Below are 20363 nucleotides of genomic sequence, written 5' to 3'. Positions count from 1 at the left end.
TTTCGAAGACTACCATCCTTCTGCTACAATAGAGGGATAAAGTGATTTAAATAAATAGGGGGTTTGTAAGCGTGAATATAAAATCAATGTTGGAAGCACGGCTGCAAACTGCTTATCCGGATATGGTGAATTGGCGCAGATATTTGCACCAGCACCCTGAGTTGTCTTTTCATGAGAAGGAAACGTCCACCTGGATCGCGGAACGGCTCCGGGAAATGGGCTGCGAGGTACGCGAAGGCGTAGGCGGGTACGGACTTATCGTGACGATCCGCGGAGCGCTGCCAGGGCCGGTCATTGCGCTTCGGACAGATATCGATGCGCTGCCGATTCAAGACGAGAAATCGACGCCATATACTTCTAAGGTGCCAGGCGTCATGCATGCATGCGGTCACGACGCGCATACGTCAACGATGCTTGCGATCGCGCGCTTCTATCAAGAGAACAGGGAGCAGGTTGCCGGCGAACGCAGGCTGCTGTTTCAGCCAGCGGAAGAAGTATCCCCGGGTGGAGCAATCGGGATGATCGCGGACGGCGCGCTTGATGGTGTGGATGCCGTATATGGCGTGCATCTTTGGACGCCGCTGCCGTACGGCAAGGTTTCTTCTCGGCCGGGACCTTTCATGGCGGCTCCGGATGAAATATACATCGATATAACGGGAAAAGGCGGGCATGGCGGCCTGCCGCATGAAACGGTAGATGTCATTGTGGTTGCTTCCGCGATGATACAAGCGCTGCAATCGATTGTCAGCCGCAATGTAAACCCGCTGGAGCCGGCGGTTGTATCCATCGGTTCGATACAAGCCGGCGCAACGGCGAATGTCATTGCGGAGCGCTGCCGGATGACAGGAACGGTCCGCACATTCTCGGATGACATCCGCAGCCTGATTAAAGGCCGTCTTGAAGCGCTGGTTCACCAGACGGCTGCGATGTACGGAGCAAGCGCTGCGTTTGAATACAGAAACGGTTATCCGACAGTCGTTAACGATGCCAAGGAAACGGAACGCTTCTTTAAAGTAGCTGCGGAAGCTTTCGGTCCGGAGGGAGTTCAGGAGTCGCCTTTAATTATGGCCGGAGAAGACTTTACGTATTACTTACGGAAAGCGCAGGGCTGCTTCATGTTCGTTGGGGCGGGGAATCCGGAATGCGGCGCGACGTTTCCGCATCATCACCCGAGGTTTGATTTGGATGAACGGGCAATGCTGAAATCGGCGAAGCTTATGATTTCCATGGCGGAGGATTTTGCCGCGGAGGCAGCCTTGAACTAATCGCAGCGTACCGCGAAGGGCATGAAGATACTGGAAAAGGCCGTTCGCACGCTCCTGTGTATGACGTGCCGCAAGCGGGGCTATTCTAAGAGACGAAAGCATGCATCTCAAGGAGGGAGCCAACCAACTGTGGAACGACTAGTCAAGGATTTGATGTCGAAAGACTGCGTCACTGCGACACTGCAGGATAATGTATTTGAGCTTGCCGTATTAATGAGGGATCACGATATCGGCTTCGTGCCGATCGTGGACGGGAAGAAGCTGATTGGCACCGTTACGGACAGGGACCTGGTCGTTCGAGGCTATGCCGAGAAGCATTCCGGCTCGACTGCGGTATCGGAAGTCATGACAACAGATGTTTGGTCCATCACAACAAACACTTCGGTGGATGAGGCTGCCAGACTGATGGCTGATCATCAAATCCGCCGCTTGCCTGTCGTCGAGAACGGCAGCCTTGTCGGTATTGTTGCGATCGGCGATCTGGCCGTGAGGGATATCTTCGTTAATGAAGCCGGTGATGCGCTTAGCAGAATCTCCGAGCAGAACGGGGAAAAGGGACAGGCCGCCTATCATTAAGCATTGAGTTAAGCAGCGATAAAGAACGCAGCCACTGGCCGATAAGCCGGGGCTGCGTTTCTTTGTGTATGCATAAAATCAGACCGAATTCTTCATACTGACATATTATCGCGAATTCGGGAGATGATGAGATGTTGAAACGAGAGAATCGGGCGCTGTGCTTGCAGGCGGATCTGACGGTACTGCTGGACGACAGGCACGAGCTTGCCGATGCCGCGAGGGAACTGATTAGCCGCTTTGCGGATTTGACGAAACGTCCGGGTCATATCCACACGTACCGAATGACGCCGATGTCGCTCTGGAATGCTGCCTCGGCGGGTATGACGCCGGATGAAATGATTCGCGCGTTGACGGAGCACAGCTGTTATGAAGTTCCCCTGCAGGTTATCAGCACGATCCGCAAGCTAGGGGACCGTTACGGAAAACTGCTGCTTCAGCAAACGGCGGATAAGCAGCTGCTGCTTCTTGGCGAAGAATCACTTTTGTTGGAGCTTTGCGGGAGGCCGTCAATCATGGAGTTGCTGCTGCTAGTTCCGTACAAGGCAGGGAGCCGATTCGTGCGGCCCGAAGCACGAGGGATGTTGAAGCAGGAGTTAATCCGGCTAGGCTATCCGGTGCTGGACTTGGCCGGCTACCGCCATGGCGAAGCGCTGGACGTGGAGCTGCGGTCGAAGACGCTCAAGGAAAAATCATTTCAGCTGCGGGATTATCAGGAGCGGGCAGTCAATTTATTTTATCGCGAGGGGCAAGCCGACGGGGGAAGCGGCGTGCTTGTTTTGCCTTGCGGTGCAGGCAAGACGATTATCGGCATTGCTGCACTGGCGAGACTGCAGTGCGATACTTTGATTCTGACGTCCAATGTGACCTCGGTCCAGCAATGGAAAGCCGAACTGATGGATAAGACGACCCTAACGGATAGCGAAATCGGCACATACGCGGCAGCCTCCAAGGAAGTAAGGCCCGTTACGATCGCGACCTACCAAATTCTTACGAGCCGCAGGCAGAAGAGCGATGAATACGGGCACATGCATATTTTCGGCGAGCGGAACTGGGGATTGATCATCTATGACGAGGTGCATCTGCTGCCTGCGCCGGTCTTTCGCATGACGGCTGATCTGCAGGCGACGCGAAGGCTTGGATTGACGGCGACGCTTGTTAGAGAAGACGGCCGGGAAGAGGATGTCTTCTCCCTGATCGGGCCGAAACGGTTTGATCTGCCGTGGAAAACACTGGAATCGCGCAATTGGATTGCAGCACTGACTTGCACGGAGATCAGGCTTCCGCTCGCTCATGAGGCACTTGAGCGTTACGTTGCGGCTGACGAGAAGATGAAAATTCGCATAGCTGGCGAAAATAGCGATAAGATCGAGGTCGTCCGCGAGCTGCTGCGCATCCATGCCGGCAAGCTGGTGCTCATTATCGGTCAATATTTAACCCAGCTGCATCTACTTTCCGAGACGCTGGGCGTACCTGTATTGACGGGCGAGCTCCCGCATGAAGAGCGGGCCGAGCTCTATGAGCGGTTCAAATCAGGCGAGCTTCGGACGCTGATCGTATCGAAGGTCGCGAATTTCGCCGTGGACTTACCTGATGCTGCCGTTGCCATCCAGGTGTCCGGCAGCTACGGCTCACGGCAGGAGGAGGCGCAGCGGATCGGACGGATCTTGCGGCCCAAGCCGGGTGACAATGAAGCCTTTTTCTATACGGTCGTTACGCAGGGGACCAAAGAAACTGATTTTGCGGGAAAACGTCAGCTGTTTCTGCTGGAGCAGGGTTATCGATATGCGCTGACAGACTGGGAACAGCTGCAGGAATCGCTGGCTGCGCTTGAGGCGGAGAATCGGGAGGCGGCGCAGTGACCATAGACGAAATCCTCTCCCAGCTGTCAGAAATCGAAAAGGAACACTATAAGAATGGAAAGGTATGGGCTTCGTGCGCACCGACAGCGTGGCCGGAAGTCTTGCGAGATCGGAGGTGCACGAGCGAAGGATGGAGGAACTTGCCGATCGAAGCAGCCTGCGTGCTGGAGATCATCCTATGCGGATTCGGCATGTCCCCGTTTAAGGAAGAACAGCTGCTGCAGGCTGTGCGCCCGGGAAGGGCAGGGGCGGACCTTCGCGTCGGCCTGCTTCAGCTTGCCGAAGCAGGCATCGTGTTTGCCGTCCGCAGAGGCTGGGGAGAGAAGCTGTTCGTGCTGCCCGCCGACAGCTTCTTTGTTTGGCATGCAGCGATGGTTAACGAACGTCAGCAGCCGATTAGCGTTGCTGGGACGGATACAACCGTTGATCCGCTGACAGTCTGCGCTATAGATCATGGCGGGTATGTCCCCCTGTTCAGCTTGCAGCTTGTGCATGCGATGGCTCAACTGGCGCAATCGGGCTTCAAACGCACGCGCGGCGGTACGCTCACGAAGCGGGCTCAGCTAAAGGCCTTAGAACAGCTGTCTGTTTCGGAGGAAGCTCTGCGTGAGCTAGGCGGAATCGAAGCGTCTGCGGACGAAGAAAACGAAGGAACACCACTTCCCCTTCTTCTTCTTCTGTATACAGCTTACCGAGAGAGATGGCTGATTGATCGGCAGCCGGCAGCGTACGAGCTGAACCCGGAGACTTGGCTGTCTTGGCTTGATCAGTATCCCGCTGCCAGGGAGAATCAGCTGCTGAAAGAGCTGCTTGGGCTCGTATGCTCGCACAATTCTTCTGCCGCAGTAGGGGCTGCAGTTCTGCTTCACTTTCCTTATGGACAGTGGCATCGTTGTCTAACGATCGAGCACTTGTTTATCGGCACGCAAGAGGTGCTTGTCAAGCCGCAGCGATCGACGATTCGAGCTTGGTGCGTGCTGCTTAAACAGTTGGGCTGGCTGGAGCTTGCTGCCGACGACCGGGGAAATACCGTCATGAGATGGCTGATTGATCCGCTGCAGCCCGATCAGGCGCCGGAAGCTGTGGATGAGGATTGCTGGCCGGGAGCCGCGCAGATGACGCCTGACGGGGATATATACGTGCATCACTTCTGCCCGTACCGGATTAGGTGGCAGCTCGAATCGATTGCGGACCGCCGCAGAACCGATCATATCTCGGTTTACCATATGGATGCCGGCAGCTTTAAGCGAGCGGCGAAAATGTATGATTCAGCCGGTCAAATCACAGCCTTGCTGGAAGCATTCATTGAAGAGCCGCTGCCTGAAACAATGGCGCGCATGATTGAATCGAGTATGAAGCCTTATCTCCATTCAGCCGAGGCAGCATTCACGATAACATTGGAGGGTACTGATCCGCTGCAGCAGCCAGTCCTTCCGATGACGCCTGCTCGGGGGCGTTTAAGCCAGGCATCATATGAGCTGCTTCAGGAGCGAGTATCCGTCAAGCAGCTGTTTACCGGACTCGAGGAGGTTCCGGTCATGTGGTTGAAACAGTTTAGGGCGTATCATCATTCCACGCGCAGGGAGCTGCTGGAACAGGCACTAATTTGGCGAACGTCGGTTAAACTAAACTGTGAAGGCGGCGTAACGGCATTCGTGCCGGAACGGATCGTTGACGATCAAGGCAGGTGGGCGGTTATTGGATACCGAGAAGTGCATTCAAACAGGCAGACGCCCGAACCGGTGATGCTCTTTCCCGAAATGTGGCAGGAAATGATGATCCTTCTTCCTAGCCATATCGGCACTATTTAGTCCAAATTGGAAGCCGGCTCTACCTTTTTGCAAGCAGGGTATGGTATTATACAAGTGAGGCCTACAGCCTATTGATCATAGAGGGGGCAGATAGAATGGAGACTATGCCGTTATCGGACCCCAAAGCGCTTGAATTGGATTTGCCGACTTACGAAGCTTTTGACATGTATGAAGGCAACGGCCAATCATCGCTGGATATGGGGCAGCTCTTATTGCGAGCCTACGAAATTGGCGATCTCGTTAACCTATCGGCGGAAGTTGCCGAATACGCATATTGGAAATCTGTAGTCGATGCGAACCCGCAGGTGCGGCAGCTTGTGAAGCAGTTTGCGAAAGCAAAGGAGCAATTCGAGGACTGCGAGCGCTTCGGCCGGTTTCATCCCGACTTCCACGCCGCGAAAGATAAAGTCATGGACGCTGAGCGCCAGCTCAATGAAATCGAATGCGTCAGCAAGTTTAAAGCCGCCGAACAGGCTGTCGATGATCTGCTGCATGAAATTGCGCTCCAGATCGCAAATTCAGTATCGGATACCATCAAGGTGCCAAGCAATGATCCATTACCTAAAGGCGGAGGCTGCGGAAGCGGCGGATCCTGCAGCTGCGGAAGCGGCGGCTGCGGATAAGAGAGGAGAACAGAGGCATTCATGTTTTCGGAACGTATCGGATATATCGTTTGGGTCAGCGATCTTAAAGCGGCCCGGACGTTAGAGAAATATGGAACCGTTCATTACATGTCACGCAAAATGCATTACGTGGTGATGTACATGAATGCTGATCGAGCAGAAGACGTCGTACGAAACATGGGGCGGCTGCCCTTTGTCAAACGAATCGAGCGTTCGTATCGTAATGAAATCAAGACGGAGTATACGCAGGGCGTGCCTGATAAAACCCGTTTTTACAGCTTGTAATGGTTAGTAAAATGCCCCCGGCCTACAGTAACTTGGAACGGGGGCATTTTTCTATCAACTCATCATCCAATAAGTACCATATTTGGTGCGACTTTATTTTATTGTTGAAATCTTGGACAGGCATGCTACAATTAAATGGAAAGTACATATAGATAATAAGGCCTAATACCGGAGGAGGGGTGGATCGCGATGAAAGACAAGACGACGGAGAGATGGAATACGTACGAGTCGTTTCACGTCGCACTCGGCGACAAGAAAGTAGCGGATATTGTCATCACGAACCACGCCAAGAGCCGCTGGTCTGACCGTGTTGAAAGCGAGAAAACAGGCTTTGAGGACATAGCTGGTTTCATGTGGCAGTGCTTGAAACAAGGTCGTATCGAGTCTTATTACCGAAATGAGCAGGATGTGTACCTTATCGACGATGATTTGGTGTTTGTGGCCGAATTCGCCGTATTGGAGAGGGAAACGGACTTGGCGGGCAATCCGCTGCACAAGATGATTGTTGTCACATTTCTTGGAAGAATGTCTGAGACTATTGAACTACGCGATCTCAAATCTTACTATTCATGGCTGCGGCATTCCAGAAGAATGACGTTGATTAAAAATAGCAGGAAACGAAAATAATCCGAAATAATACCTTACAATCAAGCATGGGCATTGCAATTGCCCATGCTTTTTATTATGCTCACGTCTTGTCAAGGGTTTGTTGTATAATAGTTGCTAAGATTACGAAGAGAAAGGGAGGGTTGCCCTTCATGGCACTTAATTTTCATCAGCTCCATATTTTCTATACGGTTGCGGAACGCGGGAGCTTCTCCGCGGCAGCCCAAGCGCTTCATATGACGCAACCGGCCGTAACGATGCAGGTCCAGTCGCTTGAAGATTATTTCGGCACGAAGCTGCTTCAGCGCTCGACCAAACGGATCGAGCTGACTGAAGCGGGCAGGGCGCTCATGCCTTACGCCCAGCGGAGCATTGATCTCATACGGGATACTGACGTGCAAATGTCCAAGTTCACGAAACAGTTGAAGGGACGTCTGCAGCTCGGAGCAAGCCTCACGATCGGCGAATATATTCTTCCGCGGCTGCTGGGACCGTTCGGCCAGGAGTTTCCTCACATCGCCATCAGCATGAAAGTGATGAATACCGCACAAATTATGGACGAGATCTTGAATCATCAGCTTAATTTCGGTTTAATCGAAGCGCCCGTCAATCACCCGGATATGCACATGGAAGCGGTCATGAGCGATGAGCTGAAGCTGATCGTTGGCAAGGGACATCCGCTTGCCGGATCGAAGGAAGTGGAGCTTGAAGAGGTGATGAAGTATCCGATCGTCCTCCGAGAGCAGGGCTCTGGTACCCGGCTGGTCATGGAAGAGCAGCTAAAGGCAAAGCAAATGGACATCTCAGAGATGAAAATCGTGATGGAGCTCGGAAGCACGGGAGCGGTGAAATCCGCGGTAGAAGCAGGTCTTGGTATTTCGTTCGTGTCAGGCTCGTCGGTTAAACATGAAGTTGCGCTTGGCTTGATCCATACGATTCCGATTCGCGACGTGCGGTTTAAACGGCAATTTTATTCCATTTTCTTGAAATCCGCGCTGCTGCCGATCTCGGCCGTAACGTTCCTAACCTTCCTGAGAGAGAGGGATTTACAGCAATGGCTATAAAGGGACGGGCAGATCTGCATACGCACACAACGGCTTCCGACGGATTACAGCGTCCAGCGGATAACGTGGCAATGGCAAAGTTGCGTGGCCTTGCCGCGATAGCGATTACTGACCACGACACGGTGGACGGCATTAAGGAAGCAATGGAAGCGGGAGAGCGCCTAGGTATTACAGTGGTGCCGGGCGTCGAGATCAGTACGGTCGCAGATGGGATAGATATCCATATTCTAGGATATTACATCAACTGGGAAAATGCTGCTTGGCGCGAGAAGCTTAAACAGCTGCTTACGCTGCGGGACCAACGCAACGATATGATTATTCATAAGCTGAATGCATTGGGAATGGCGATCACCAAGGAAGAAGTCATCGAAGAAGCCGCAAGGCAGGGGAAGGAAAGCGGATCCATCGGGCGGCCTCATATAGCGGCTGTGCTGCTCGCGAAGGCCTACGTCGGTTCCATGCAAGAAGCCTTTGATCGATATCTTGGGCAGGATGGCCTCGCCTATGCAAATCCGCCGCGGCTGCATCCCTTCGAAGCGCTGGAATGGATTCGTGAAGCCGGAGGTACGAGCGTCATTGCTCATCCCGGCATCTATCATAATGATGAGCTCGTGAGAACAATTATTGAACGCGGAGCGCAAGGCATTGAAGTGCATCATTCCGATCACAGTGAAGCAGATAAAGAGCGTTACCTTAAGCTCGCGGAAGGTTACGGACTTATCGTGACAGGCGGCTCCGATTTCCACGGCGAACGGCAGGGCATCGTCTTCCATGGCGAGATCGGTTCAAGTACGGTCGATGCGGTGGTGCTTGATCGGCTTGATCCTGCTCGCAGAACCGGCGTATAAGTCAAGAAAGGCACGCAGCTCCTAACAGCTGCGTGCCTTTCTGTAAAACGGTTATGCTTTGATTTGGGAAGTCAAGGACTTGAGACGCTGCTCATCCGGAGTGATGAACAGCGTCTTTTGCTGTTCGTAAATGACGAAGCCCGGCTTAGCTCCGCTTGGCTTCTTCACATGGCGGACGAGCGTATAGTCGACAGGCACCGAGGAGGACGAGCGTGCTTGGCTGAAGGAAGCGGCAAGCATGGCGGCCTCTTCCAGCGTGCTGTCGTTAAATTCGGTGCCGCGAATGACGACATGCGATCCTGGAATATCCTTCGTGTGCAGCCAGGTATCATTCGGCGCGGCAAGCTTATTCGTCAGATAATCATTCTGGGTGTTATTCTTGCCGACGAAAATTTGTTTGCCCTCCGATGATGTATAGCAGAGAAGCGCAGGCTGCTTCAGTTTCTTCTTCTTAGCGCCTCGCTTCACGCGCTGGCGCATGTAGCCCTGCTCTGCAAGCTCGTCGCGAATCTCGTCGATGTCCGAAAGCGAAGCGCTGTCGAGCTGCTGCAGCAGCGTTGACAAATAGTCGATTTCTTTATATGTCTGCTCCATTTGCTCCGCCACGACAGCTAGGCTGTTCCTGAACTTCGTATATTTCTTGAACAGCCGCTGCGCATTCTGTGAGGGCGTAAGCTGAGGATCGAGCGGAATCGAGATGACCGGCATGGTCTCATCGTAGTAATCGATCGTTTCCACGGCCGTATCTCCGCGCTGGATTAGATGAAGATTGCTTGTGAGCAGCTCGCCGAGCACGCGGAACTTGTCGGCATCCTTCGCTTCCTGCAGCGTGTCCTCCAACTTGTCCAGCTTCTTCTCGTTCTTGTTCCGCTCGTTCTGAAGGAAACGAATGAGATCCGAGACGCGCTGCTTGACGGTGTCCCGTTGTGCTTTGTCGCCGTAGAAAGCTTCCAGACAGGCACTGACTGTAACGAATCCAGTACGCTCGCCGGCAAGATGGGTCAGCGATGTGACCGAGAATGCTGCTTTGCCGCTGCTGCTGTTCAGCATAACCAGCTGAGGTTCATAGCGCTGCGCACGAAATTGCTCCATCATCTCGTTAAAAGCCGGCCACAGCGTTCGGCCGGTTTGCTCCAGTTCGTCGATTCCGTTAGGCAGTCCGCCGGCCAAATTAGCCGTGGCCCGATGGACAATTTCCTTCGCCAGGAGCGGACTCATGCCGCTGTAGGCCGCAACGATCAGCTTATCCGGCGTTAAAGACTCGGCAGCGGCCGGTTTAGGTGCCATTCCGAAGTGGACGCTGTCCTCGTCCGGAACCGGAGGATGCAGCAATGTATCGCCGGCGATTCGAAGGGCAGCTATGAATGCCGCCGAATCTGATTGTTCCAGCGGGTCGTGTTTCCCTTGCTCGGGCGGCGCCGTATAGACATTGCCCGGCATGACGATGCGGTAGCTGCTGATTGAAGGCGTTACATGATGAATACCGTCATGGATCATCTCGGAGGCGGCATCCAGTAGGATAATATTGCTGTGACGACCCATCAACTCGATGACGACCCGTTTCAGGAACGTATCGCCGAGCTCATCGCGCTGCCGGATCTCCATATGGATGATTCGCTCGTTGCCGACCTGCCGAACAGATTCGATGACGCCGCCTTCACAGTATTTGCGCATGAGCATGCAGAACATCGGTGCTTCCATAGGGTTAATATAAGTCTGCTCCGTCCAGTGAACGCGCGGGTACGTCGGATTTGCCGACAGAAGCAGCTTTCCTTGTACGCCGTTGCCCCGAATTTGCAGCACAAGGTCGTGCGGGGAAGGCTGATGTATTTTATAAATGCGTGCGCCGGTGCAAGCCTGAAGCTCGTTCACGACGGCACGGGTAACGATTCCATCTAAGGCCATGATGCGTAATTCTCCTTTACTTGTCATTCATCTTACCTATCATGCCATATCTGGGACAAAAACTTAAGTCCCAGGCTGGGATATTTTCAGGATTGTCCGAATACATTTAGCCCATAGAGGCTGTCCGTCAGGCGGCGAGTAATGGAAGGGAGACGGAGCAATGGAACAAGGTACGTGGCATGGCATGGAAACCGCTGAGCTGGCAGAAGCGCTTAATGCTTCTTTGGATACCGGCTTATCGCCGGAAATGGCGGCGGATCGGCTGGTCCAGAACGGCCGTAATGAGCTGGCGGAGGGGAAGAAGGTTTCTCCGGTCAAGCTGTTTCTCGGTCAATTCAAAGACTTCATGGTGCTGGTGCTCATAGGAGCGACATTAATTTCAGGGCTGCTCGGCGAATATTTGGATGCGATTACGATCGTCGCGATTATTGTCATCAACGCCATCTTGGGGTTCGTGCAGGAATTCAGGGCGGAAAAATCGCTTCGCGCGTTGAAGGCATTGTCGGCGCCGCTTGCGAAGGTGCTGCGCGCCGGGGAAACCGTCATCCTACCCGCTAGCGAGCTCGTGCCAGGGGATATCGTCGAACTGGAGAGCGGCGACCGCATACCAGCGGATATCCGCTTCATTGATGCGAACAGCTGCTACGCGGAGGAGTCCGCGCTAACGGGGGAGTCTGTTCCGGTGAGCAAGCATTGCAACCCGATCGGTACGAAGGATCTCCCACTCGGAGATATGCGCAACATCGGATTCATGGGTACGATGATTACCCGCGGAACCGCCAAGGGTATCGTCATTCGGACAGGCATGAACACGGAGATGGGCAAAATTGCCAACCTCATCCAGCAGACGGAATCCATGGAAACGCCGCTGCAGCATCGATTAGAGCAGCTTGGCAAAATTCTGATCATCGTTGCCCTCGCGCTTACCGTCATGGTTGTTGCCGCGGGAATTCTCCATGGGCAGCCTGCGTATGAAATGTTCCTTGCAGGCGTCAGCTTGGCGGTCGCCGCCATTCCAGAGGGGCTTCCGGCCATTGTAACGATCGCTCTGGCGCTCGGCGTGCAGCGGATGATCAAGCGGCGCGCCATTGTGCGCAAGCTGCCTTCCGTCGAGACGCTCGGCTGCGCATCCGTTATCTGTTCTGACAAGACGGGAACGCTGACTCAAAATAAAATGACGGTTACGAAGCTGTGGATCGGCGGACGCGGGATGGATGTGACCGGCGAAGGGTACGAGCCGTCCGGCGCTTGCTTCGAAGGCGGCAAGGCCGTCGACGTTAAGCATGACCAGTCCTTGCGCCGGCTGCTGCAGATCGCGGCACTTTGCAACAATGCGACGGTATCCAAGCTGGATGGGGACGTTGATGCAAAGCGTAAGAAGGGGAAAGGAACGTTCATCCAAGACGAGTGGATTTTGAAGGGCGATCCGACGGAAGGCGCGCTGACCGTGCTGGCGTCCAAGCTGGGCGTTTCGGCCAAATCGATAGAAGGGCTCTACCAGCGGATCAAAGAGTATCCATTCGACTCCGAGCGCAAGCGGATGTCCGTCCTTGTCCACCATCAAGGCGGCCGCTTGGTCTGCACGAAAGGCGCGCCGGATGTGCTGATGAGCCAGTGCAGCTATGTGCTATGGGATGGCAAAGTCGTGCCGTTCACCGCAACGCTGAAGCAGAAGGTAAGCAATGCCGGGGAGGAAATGGCAGCCAGTGCGCTTCGCGTACTCGGCTTCGCTTACCGGGAACTGCGTCCGCAGGATGCAACCGAAGTGGAAGCGGATGTAGAGAACCAGCTGATCTTCGTCGGGTTATCGGGCATGATCGACCCGCCGCGCCGCGAAGTGAAGGAAGCCATCGCGAACTGCCGCCGCGCCGGTATCAAGACAATCATGATTACTGGCGATCACCAGCTGACGGCTGAAGCGATCGCAGGCCAGCTCGGCATTATGCCGCGCGGCGGGTTATCCGTAAGCGGCCAGCAGCTGAACGAAATGTCCGAGGAGCAGCTGGACCGGCTGATCGACAACATATTCGTATATGCCCGCGTATCTCCGGAGCATAAGCTTCGTATTGTCAAGGCGCTGCAGCGCAAAGGGCATGTTGTCGCAATGACAGGCGACGGAGTTAACGATGCGCCGGCAATCAAAGCAGCGGATATCGGAATTGCGATGGGCATTACGGGAACGGACGTGTCCAAGGAAGCCTCCTCGCTCGTACTGAGCGACGACAATTTCTCCAGCATTGTAGCAGCGATCGAAGAAGGCCGCGGCATCTATGAGAACATCCGCAAATTTATCCGTTATCTTCTCGCATCCAACGTCGGCGAGATTCTGACGATGTTCCTGGCTATGATGGCGGGACTGCCGCTGCCGCTCGTTCCGATTCAAATATTGTGGGTCAACCTCGTGACGGACGGACTGCCAGCCATGGCGCTCGGCGTCGATCAAGCGGAGAAGGACCTCATGCAGCAGAAGCCGCGTTCCGCGAAGGAGAACATTTTCGCTCGCAGGCTGGGATGGAAGATCATCAGCCGCGGCATTCTGATCGGCGTATGTACGCTGGCGGCGTTCTGGATCACGCTGCGAATCAAGCCGGGCGACCCGCTGAATCTGATACATGCGCAAACAGTGGCATTCGCGACGCTTGTCATGGCGCAGTTGATTCATGTGTTCGACTGCCGCAGCTCGCGCTCGATTTTTCACCGCAACATGCTGCAAAACAAATATTTGCTCCTTGCCGTACTTTCCTCGGTCGTGCTCATGGCGGCTGTGCTGTACGTGCCTGCACTGCAGCCGATTTTCAAAACCGTTCCGCTCGGCGTACGCGACTGGTGCCTCGTACTCGTTGCCGCCGGCATCCCGACCTTCTTCATGGGCATCGGAAGCGTGCTTGGGACAACGGAAAAGAAGAAGAAATCCAACTGGCCGCTCAGCGGACCCAAAACGGCAACAAGGTAATGCTCGAGAAGGCTGCACGGGACACGTTCCCGGCAGCCTTCTTTGTTTTGCGTTCGGGAAGGGTCTGTACCTTCACCCTGCGTCATGGTTTATACTGAACCCATGCATAGGAGGCGTACGGATGAGGATCAACGATATTGCGATACGGCTAGGCGTAACCCCGCGAGCCATTCGGCTGTATGAAAGCAAGGGGCTGCTGAAGCCGCAGAGAGTGGAAGAGAACGGTTATCGGGTCTTCTCCGACGAAGATGCATGGCGTCTCCAGACGATTTCCTCCCTGCGCGGCATAGGGCTGGGACTGGGCGCAATCAAAGCCATGATCGAGAAGCTCGATCATGGCGATGCTGACAGTGTTCATCATCATCTTGAATTGCAGCGGATGGCGCTCGTGTCGAAATGGGTAGAGTGGGGCAGCACGATCGAGGTGCTCGATCAGCTCATTGCGCGGGCAGAAGCCAAAGGAAAACTAGATGCAGGGGATTTGTTTGAATTGACGGAGCGATTAAACGAGGTCCGGCTTCAACAAGGGTCATGGCTGGATGCATGGCGATTCGACGAGCTGGCCGATCGGTTTGACCGATCCTCTGCCATGCTGTCCACCGGCTCGGTGCTATCGCAAGCCGACTATGATCGTGTGCTCGACTTCATCGCCCAATGGACGGCTCCGCAGCGGGGCGAGCACGGATTGGACGTCGGGGCGGGAACCGGCAATTTGTCCGGATTGCTCGTCGCAAGAGGCGCTCGGTTATCCGCAGTAGACCAATCCAAGGAAATGCTGGCCAGATGCCGGGATAAGCTTCCAGACATCGAAGCCAAGCTGGGCAACGCGATGGCGCTTCCCTATTTGAATAATCGATTCGCCTTTGTCGTATCTGCATTTGCGTTTCATTATATGAACGAGGCGCAGCAGCTTCTTGCGTTAGGTGAAATGGACCGCGTCCTGAAGCCGAATGGCAGAATTTGCATCGCTGGGCTAATGACCGACGACGGAGCGGGCGAAGAGGCAAGCGAGCCGGCCAAATACCCTAGCGACCGGCGGCAGCTGATTGCGTGGTTTCAGGTTCACGGATACATAACCGTGCATCATGCCGTCAATCCATGGATCGGAATTCTATACGCGGTCCGTAAATATTGACTTGACCTTCACCCCGCGTCACGCATCAAGCTGAAGACGAATATTCATTCAGGAGGGGTTGCCATGATGCAGCACGACATGATTTATCAAAGCGAAGCAGAGCGCTACGAGCTTCTCGTATCCAAAGAAGACGTGGACCGCAATCTGCTTCGTGCCATTCAATCCATTATGCCGGCCTTATCAGGAATTCGGGCAGCCGACATCGGCGCAGGAACAGGCAAGCTGACGAAACTACTGGCTCCGCATGTGCAATCCATCTTAGCGACAGATGCATCGACGGCAATGCTGGAGGTAGCAGCGAGAAACCTGAAGGCAGCTCGCTTAACGAACTGGCAAATCGAACAAGCAAGCCACGACAGCCTGCCGCTGGCCAACCATTCTATCGATCTTCTAACGGCAGGCTGGACCATCTGTTATTCGGCGAGCACGAACGTACCGAATTGGCAGTCGAACCTGCAGGTGATCCTTCAAGAAATTGCTAGAGTCGTGAGGCCCGGAGGTACGGCGATCATCTTCGAAAATTTCGGAACAGGCACAACGGAAGCCAACCCGCCTGCGTTCTTAACCAGCTACTACAGTGAGCTTGAGCAAACTTACGGCTTTGAGCATACGTATATTCGAACAGATTTTGAATTCGATACGGTAGACGACGCGATCGCCCTCACCGATTTCTTCTTTGGTACCTGGCTCAGCGAACAAGTCACCAACAGCCAAAGCCCAAGAGTACCAGGCTCCACCGGCATCTGGTGGAAAAGGTATTGACTTAGCCAGTCATGCCGCCAAGGTGAAGCAGCGGCCCAAGATTGTCGGGCGGCAAAGCAGCCCCAGGCAATCCCACCCAACTAACTTCCCGCCGAGGGGAACCCGGCGGCCCAAGATTGCCGGGCGGCAAAGCAGCCCCAGGCAATCCCACGCAACTAACTTCCCGCCGAGGGGAACCCGGCGGCCCAAGATTGCCGGGCGGCGAAGCAGCCCCAGGCAATCCCACCCAACTAACTTCCCGCCGAGGGGAACCCGGCGGCCCAAGATTGCCGGGCGGCGAAGCAGCCCCAGGCAATCCCACGCAACTAACTTCCCGCCGAGAGGAACCCGGCGGCCCAAGATTGCCGGGCGGCGAAGCAGCCCCAGGCAATCCCCGAACTCCCGCGCCGTATGAAAAGCGTGTCCCGATAGGGGACGAAAGCGACCCCGCACGAACTAAGCTCATCATGCGTCACTAAGGCGCGTCACGTTCCGATGGTCCCGGAAGGGACTGCAGGCCGATCACAACGACCAAAAGTAAAGGCGTGTCCCGAATGGGACGAAAGCGAGCCGAGCACGAAGCAGCCCGGGTGCGCTGCTCTGCGGCACAAACGTTATCCGTCCGGGTGTCCAGAGGGCCGGAGGCCCTTGGGGTCCCCCTTGGCAAGGGGGATTTAGGGGGATTGCCCCATATCGGCTATAGCGAAAATCCCACACATCATGTAAACTATCTGTTAATCAATAAAAAAATTACAGATTCGCGGAATCGCCGAATTCAAGGGAGAGAGTCAAATGAACTTTACCAAAATGCATGGACTTGGCAATGACTTTATCGTCGTCGCCGGCGAAACTCAATTGCCAGACAACGCAGCAGAGCTTGCGGAACAGCTGTGTAACCGATTTTTCGGCATTGGGGCGGACGGCCTCGTTTATATTTTGCCTTCGGAAATTGCGGATTTCCGGATGCGCATCATCAATTCCGATGGTTCCGAGGCGGAGCAATGCGGCAACGCGATCCGCTGCGTAGCCAAGTACGTATATGATAACGGTTTGACGAACAAAGAAGTGCTGACGATCGAGACGTTGGGCGCAGGCGCGCAGGAAGTGCAGCTGACCGTAGACAACGGCAAAGTGCAGCTGGTTCGCGTCAACATGGGCCAGCCGATTCTCGAAGGCTTGAAAGTACCGACGACGATCGATGCAAACCCGGTCATCAATCAAGCGATCGAAGTGGACGGCCGCGAATTCAAATTCACCGCAGTATCGATGGGTAACCCGCACTGCGTCATTTACGTGGACGATGCGGTCAATTTTGATCTGGCGACTTGGGGGCCGAAGCTTGAGGTGCATCCGCTGTTCCCGCGCAAAATCAACGTGGAATTCGTAACGGTGAAGTCTAAAGATTTTACGGACATGCGCGTTTGGGAACGCGGCGCAGGCCCGACGCTGGCTTGCGGTACAGGCGCTTGCGCAACGGTTGTTGCTTCCGTGCTGAACGGCTACACGGATCGGACGGCAACGGTATCGCTCAAGGGCGGCGATCTGCTCATCGAGTGGAACGAAGAGAACAACTTTGTGTATATGTCGGGACCGGCTGCTGAAGTATACCGCGGAACAGTTTAAGCGACGGATGAAGGAGTTTTGACGATGAAACCGGATTTAAGAGAAGCGCTGCGAACGCGCATCTTGACCGGCGACGGTGCGATGGGAACCTATCTCTACGGGATGGGGTTCCCTGTCGGCGTTTCCTATGAAGAATTCAACTTGCTGCGCCCGGATGTCATTGCGGACGTACACCGCCGCTACTATGAAGCAGGAGCACGGGTCATCGAAACGAATACGTTCTCGGCGAACTTGATGAGCTTGACTCATTATGGACTGGACGGCGAAGTAGAAGCGATTAACCGGGCGGGCGTGCAAATCGCGCGCGACGCGGTAGGCAGCGATGCCTACGTGGTCGGCGCCGTCGGATCGATTCGTGCCGGTAAACGCAAGAACATGTCCCCGCAGCAGCTGGACGGGCTGTTTCAACAGCAAATCGATGCGCTGCTGGGAGCGGGAGCCGACGGAATTCTGCTGGAAACCTTTTACGATCTCGAAGAGGCGCTGCTGGCGCTGCGAATCGTTCGCAAGCAGTCTAAGCTGCCGGTGCTTTGCCAGTTTGCCGTAGAGAAGGAAGCGGTGACGCTTGATGGTCAGCCGATCGCGGTCGCTTTCGATCGATTGATGGAAGAGGGAGCGGACGTCGTCGGCTTTAACTGCCGAAGCGGCCCGAACGGGATACTGAGAGCCATCGATTCCATTTCCGGCGAAATCAAGCTTCCGCTGTCCGTGTTTCCAAACGCAGGGATTCCGGATTATGTCGACGGTAAATACCAGTACACGTCGACACCGGAATATTTTGCGGAGTCGGCGCTTAAATTCGCCGACCGCGGCGCACGCATTATCGGAGGCTGCTGCGGGACGACGCCTGAGCATATCGCGGCGATCGCGGCAGCGCTGAACGGTTACGAGCCGAAGCCGGTAGATCCATCGGAGCTGCTTTACACGGTACAGCCTGAGCGCGTCGTTATCCGGGACACGGAGCGCGCGAAGCATGCCGAACCGACGATCGTGGATCTGGTCAAAGAACGCCATACGGTCATCGTTGAATTGGACCCGCCCCGCGACCTGGACATCAACAAGTTCATGGAAGGCGCCCGCGCGCTGAAGTCGATCAAGGCGGACGCGGTCACCATGGCGGATAATTCACTGGCCGTAACGCGGATGAGCAATATTGCGCTGGCTTCGCTAGTGCAGCATCAAGTGGGCATCCGTCCGCTCGTGCACATCGCGTGCCGCGACCGCAATCTCATCGGGACGCAGTCCCACATGATGGGACTCGATGCGCTCGGAATCGATCATGTGCTGGCAGTTACGGGGGATCCGGCCAGATTCGGCGATTTGCCGGATTCCAGCTCGGTTTATGACTTAACCTCATTTGAGATGATCCGCATGATCAAGCAGCTGAACGAGGGGGTTGCCTTCTCAGGCAAAACGCTCAAGCAGAAAGCGAATTTCATCACCGGCGCCGCCTTTAATCCGAACGTCAAATATTTAGATAAAGCGATCACCCGCCTGGAACGCAAGATCGAAACCGGTTCGGATTACATCATGACGCAGCCGGTGTACGACAAAGAGCTCATCGTCCGCATAGCGGAAGCGACGAAGCATCTGTCGGTCCCGATCTTTATCGGAATTATGCCGCTCGCGAGCGGAAGGAACGCCGAGTATTTACACAACGAAGTGCCCGGTATCCAATTGTCGGACGAGGTTCGCAGACGGATGGCCGGCCTGGAGGGTGAAGCGGGGAGAGCGGAGGGAGTCCGCATTGCGGAAGAGCTGCTGGATACGGCACTGGAATATTTCAAGGGCATTTATCTCATAACCCCGTTCATGTTCTATGATATGACCGTGAAGCTGACGGATTATGTATGGCGAAAAACAGGCAGTTTGACAAGCTAAACTCGTTATTTCTTCCGTTTGCGCTTTAACACTTGTTCATCCGCGTGAAATGAATTATTATATAACTTGGATGCACTTGCCATGCAGCCTCTGATGCGTTAAAATAAAGGGCCTGAATGCCCTCGATTCGCATGGAGGCAATGTGCTGGCCGAACGTATGCTCCGGACTTTTTTCGTCAAGAATAGTGCAATATTCTGTCCTAGAAGACATCATCATTCTTGCGCTTATCTATACATCGTGTTTCAATGCATGATCATGCACGAGAGATACCGGAGGGGAACAAAATGGCCATTAAGCTCATTAATATCGGTTTTGGAAATATCGTTTCCGCGAATCGGATCATATCGATCGTTAGTCCGGAATCGGCGCCGATCAAACGGATCATTCAAGAAGCGCGCGACCGCCATATGCTGATTGACGCTACGTATGGACGCCGCACACGCGCGGTAATTATCACAGACAGCGATCATGTTATTTTATCTGCTGTACAGCCGGAAACGGTTGCGCATCGTCTATCGACCAAGGATGACGATCACGACGAATAGTGACGGGGAGTATTATGAAAAGAGGATTGTTGATTGTTTTGTCCGGACCTTCCGGCGTAGGCAAGGGGACAGTATGTTCCGAGCTTCGGCATAAGCAGAGCGAGTTGGTTTATTCCGTATCGGCGACGACGCGTTTGCCTCGTCAAGGAGAGATTGACGGAATCAATTATTTTTTCAAAACAAGAGAACAGTTTCAGGATATGATTGCCCGGGATGCACTTCTCGAGCATGCGGAGTATGTCGGCAATTATTACGGAACACCGCGCGACTTCGTTGAGCGGACGCTGGCTTCCGGCAAAGATATCATTCTTGAAATTGAAGTGCAAGGCGCACTTAAAGTGAAAGAGAAGTTTCCTCAAGGTGTGTTTATTTTCTTGGTGCCGCCGTCTCTTGATGTGCTGAAGCAGCGCATTACGGGCCGTGGTACGGAGAATGCCGATATTATCGACCACCGAATGACGGTAGCGGTGGAAGAGATGAATTTGATTCATTATTACGATTACGCCGTCGTGAATGATCAGATTGACGCGGCTTGTCATCGGATTCTAAGCATTATCACTGCGGAACATTGCCGCAGGGACCGGTTTATCGCAGAGCTCGAAGAAGTGAAAGAAGCTTCCGAGAAAGCATGAGTGAGGTGAG

General features: G+C 54.4%; 17 protein-coding genes. 16 read left to right on the top strand and 1 reads right to left on the bottom strand.

Annotated features, from left to right (window positions below; translation table 11 throughout):
- Window positions 1-86: 86 nt before the first annotated feature.
- The 9 genes from KXU80_RS08335 (at window position 87) to KXU80_RS08295 (ending at window position 8937) form a co-directional block, all read left to right on the top strand.
- Window positions 87-1265, top strand: a complete 1179-nt coding sequence (locus tag KXU80_RS08335) for a M20 family metallopeptidase (RefSeq protein ID WP_219838937.1) — start codon at window positions 87-89, stop codon at window positions 1263-1265.
- 129 nt (window positions 1266-1394) lie between these two features.
- Window positions 1395-1841, top strand: coding sequence for a CBS domain-containing protein (locus KXU80_RS08330; protein ID WP_258171319.1), 447 nt, complete (start codon window positions 1395-1397; stop codon window positions 1839-1841).
- A gap of 131 nt (window positions 1842-1972) precedes the next feature.
- Window positions 1973-3700 carry a DNA repair helicase XPB gene (locus KXU80_RS08325; RefSeq protein WP_219837745.1) on the top strand — a complete coding sequence of 576 codons (1728 nt, stop codon included), beginning with the start codon at window positions 1973-1975 and terminating at the stop codon, window positions 3698-3700.
- Between the two features lie 140 nt (window positions 3701-3840).
- On the top strand, window positions 3841-5511 hold the full coding sequence (locus tag KXU80_RS08320; RefSeq protein WP_219837744.1) for a hypothetical protein: 1671 nt from the start codon (window positions 3841-3843) through the stop codon (window positions 5509-5511).
- Window positions 5512-5675: 164 nt separating this feature from the next.
- Window positions 5676-6134, top strand: coding sequence for a YlbF/YmcA family competence regulator (locus KXU80_RS08315; protein ID WP_219838935.1), 459 nt, complete (start codon window positions 5676-5678; stop codon window positions 6132-6134).
- A gap of 21 nt (window positions 6135-6155) precedes the next feature.
- Window positions 6156-6419, top strand: a complete 264-nt coding sequence (locus KXU80_RS08310) for a YlbG family protein (RefSeq protein WP_219837743.1) — start codon at window positions 6156-6158, stop codon at window positions 6417-6419.
- 189 nt (window positions 6420-6608) lie between these two features.
- Window positions 6609-7046, top strand: coding sequence for a hypothetical protein (locus KXU80_RS08305; protein WP_219837742.1), 438 nt, complete (start codon window positions 6609-6611; stop codon window positions 7044-7046).
- Window positions 7047-7177: 131 nt separating this feature from the next.
- The gene (locus tag KXU80_RS08300; RefSeq protein WP_219837741.1) at window positions 7178-8089 is read left to right on the top strand and encodes a selenium metabolism-associated LysR family transcriptional regulator; all 912 of its coding nucleotides are present in this window, start codon (window positions 7178-7180) and stop codon (window positions 8087-8089) included.
- Window positions 8080-8937 carry a PHP domain-containing protein gene (locus tag KXU80_RS08295; RefSeq protein WP_219837740.1) on the top strand — a complete coding sequence of 286 codons (858 nt, stop codon included), beginning with the start codon at window positions 8080-8082 and terminating at the stop codon, window positions 8935-8937. The genes KXU80_RS08300 and KXU80_RS08295 overlap by 10 nt, the downstream gene beginning before the upstream one ends.
- 51 nt (window positions 8938-8988) lie before the next feature.
- Here KXU80_RS08295 and KXU80_RS08290 read toward each other — a convergent pair whose 3' ends face one another.
- The gene (locus KXU80_RS08290; protein WP_219837739.1) at window positions 8989-10842 is read right to left on the bottom strand and encodes an Rqc2 family fibronectin-binding protein; all 1854 of its coding nucleotides are present in this window, start codon (window positions 10840-10842) and stop codon (window positions 8989-8991) included.
- A 160-nt stretch (window positions 10843-11002) separates the two neighbouring features.
- On the opposite strand from KXU80_RS08290, the gene KXU80_RS08285 reads away from it, so the two are divergent.
- The 7 genes from KXU80_RS08285 (at window position 11003) to gmk (ending at window position 20353) form a co-directional block, all read left to right on the top strand.
- A complete protein-coding gene (locus KXU80_RS08285) occupies window positions 11003-13795 on the top strand; it encodes a calcium-translocating P-type ATPase, SERCA-type (protein ID WP_219837738.1) in 2793 nt (930 codons plus the stop codon).
- 121 nt (window positions 13796-13916) lie between these two features.
- Complete coding sequence (locus tag KXU80_RS08280; protein WP_219837737.1) at window positions 13917-14930, top strand: MerR family transcriptional regulator; 1014 nt, start codon at window positions 13917-13919, stop codon at window positions 14928-14930.
- Between the two features lie 63 nt (window positions 14931-14993).
- Window positions 14994-15692: a class I SAM-dependent methyltransferase gene (locus tag KXU80_RS08275; protein WP_219837736.1), complete on the top strand. Its 699-nt coding sequence runs from the start codon at window positions 14994-14996 to the stop codon at window positions 15690-15692.
- 771 nt (window positions 15693-16463) lie between these two features.
- Window positions 16464-17294 (top strand): diaminopimelate epimerase, encoded by an 831-nt coding sequence (gene dapF / locus KXU80_RS08270; protein ID WP_219837735.1) that lies wholly within the window; start codon window positions 16464-16466, stop codon window positions 17292-17294.
- 24 nt (window positions 17295-17318) lie between these two features.
- The gene (locus tag KXU80_RS08265; RefSeq protein WP_219837734.1) at window positions 17319-19175 is read left to right on the top strand and encodes a bifunctional homocysteine S-methyltransferase/methylenetetrahydrofolate reductase; all 1857 of its coding nucleotides are present in this window, start codon (window positions 17319-17321) and stop codon (window positions 19173-19175) included.
- 285 nt (window positions 19176-19460) lie between these two features.
- Window positions 19461-19721, top strand: coding sequence for an extracellular matrix/biofilm regulator RemA (remA, locus tag KXU80_RS08260; protein ID WP_020615370.1), 261 nt, complete (start codon window positions 19461-19463; stop codon window positions 19719-19721).
- Window positions 19722-19735: 14 nt separating this feature from the next.
- On the top strand, window positions 19736-20353 hold the full coding sequence (gene gmk, locus KXU80_RS08255; protein ID WP_219837733.1) for a guanylate kinase: 618 nt from the start codon (window positions 19736-19738) through the stop codon (window positions 20351-20353).
- Window positions 20354-20363 lie beyond the last annotated feature (10 nt).

Origin of the sequence: Paenibacillus sp. R14(2021), from assembly GCF_019431355.1 — a bacterium.
Lineage (GTDB): Bacteria > Bacillota > Bacilli > Paenibacillales > Paenibacillaceae > Paenibacillus_Z.
Note: the sequence above shows the minus strand (reverse complement) of the source record. Positions and strands in the feature narration are given on the sequence as shown.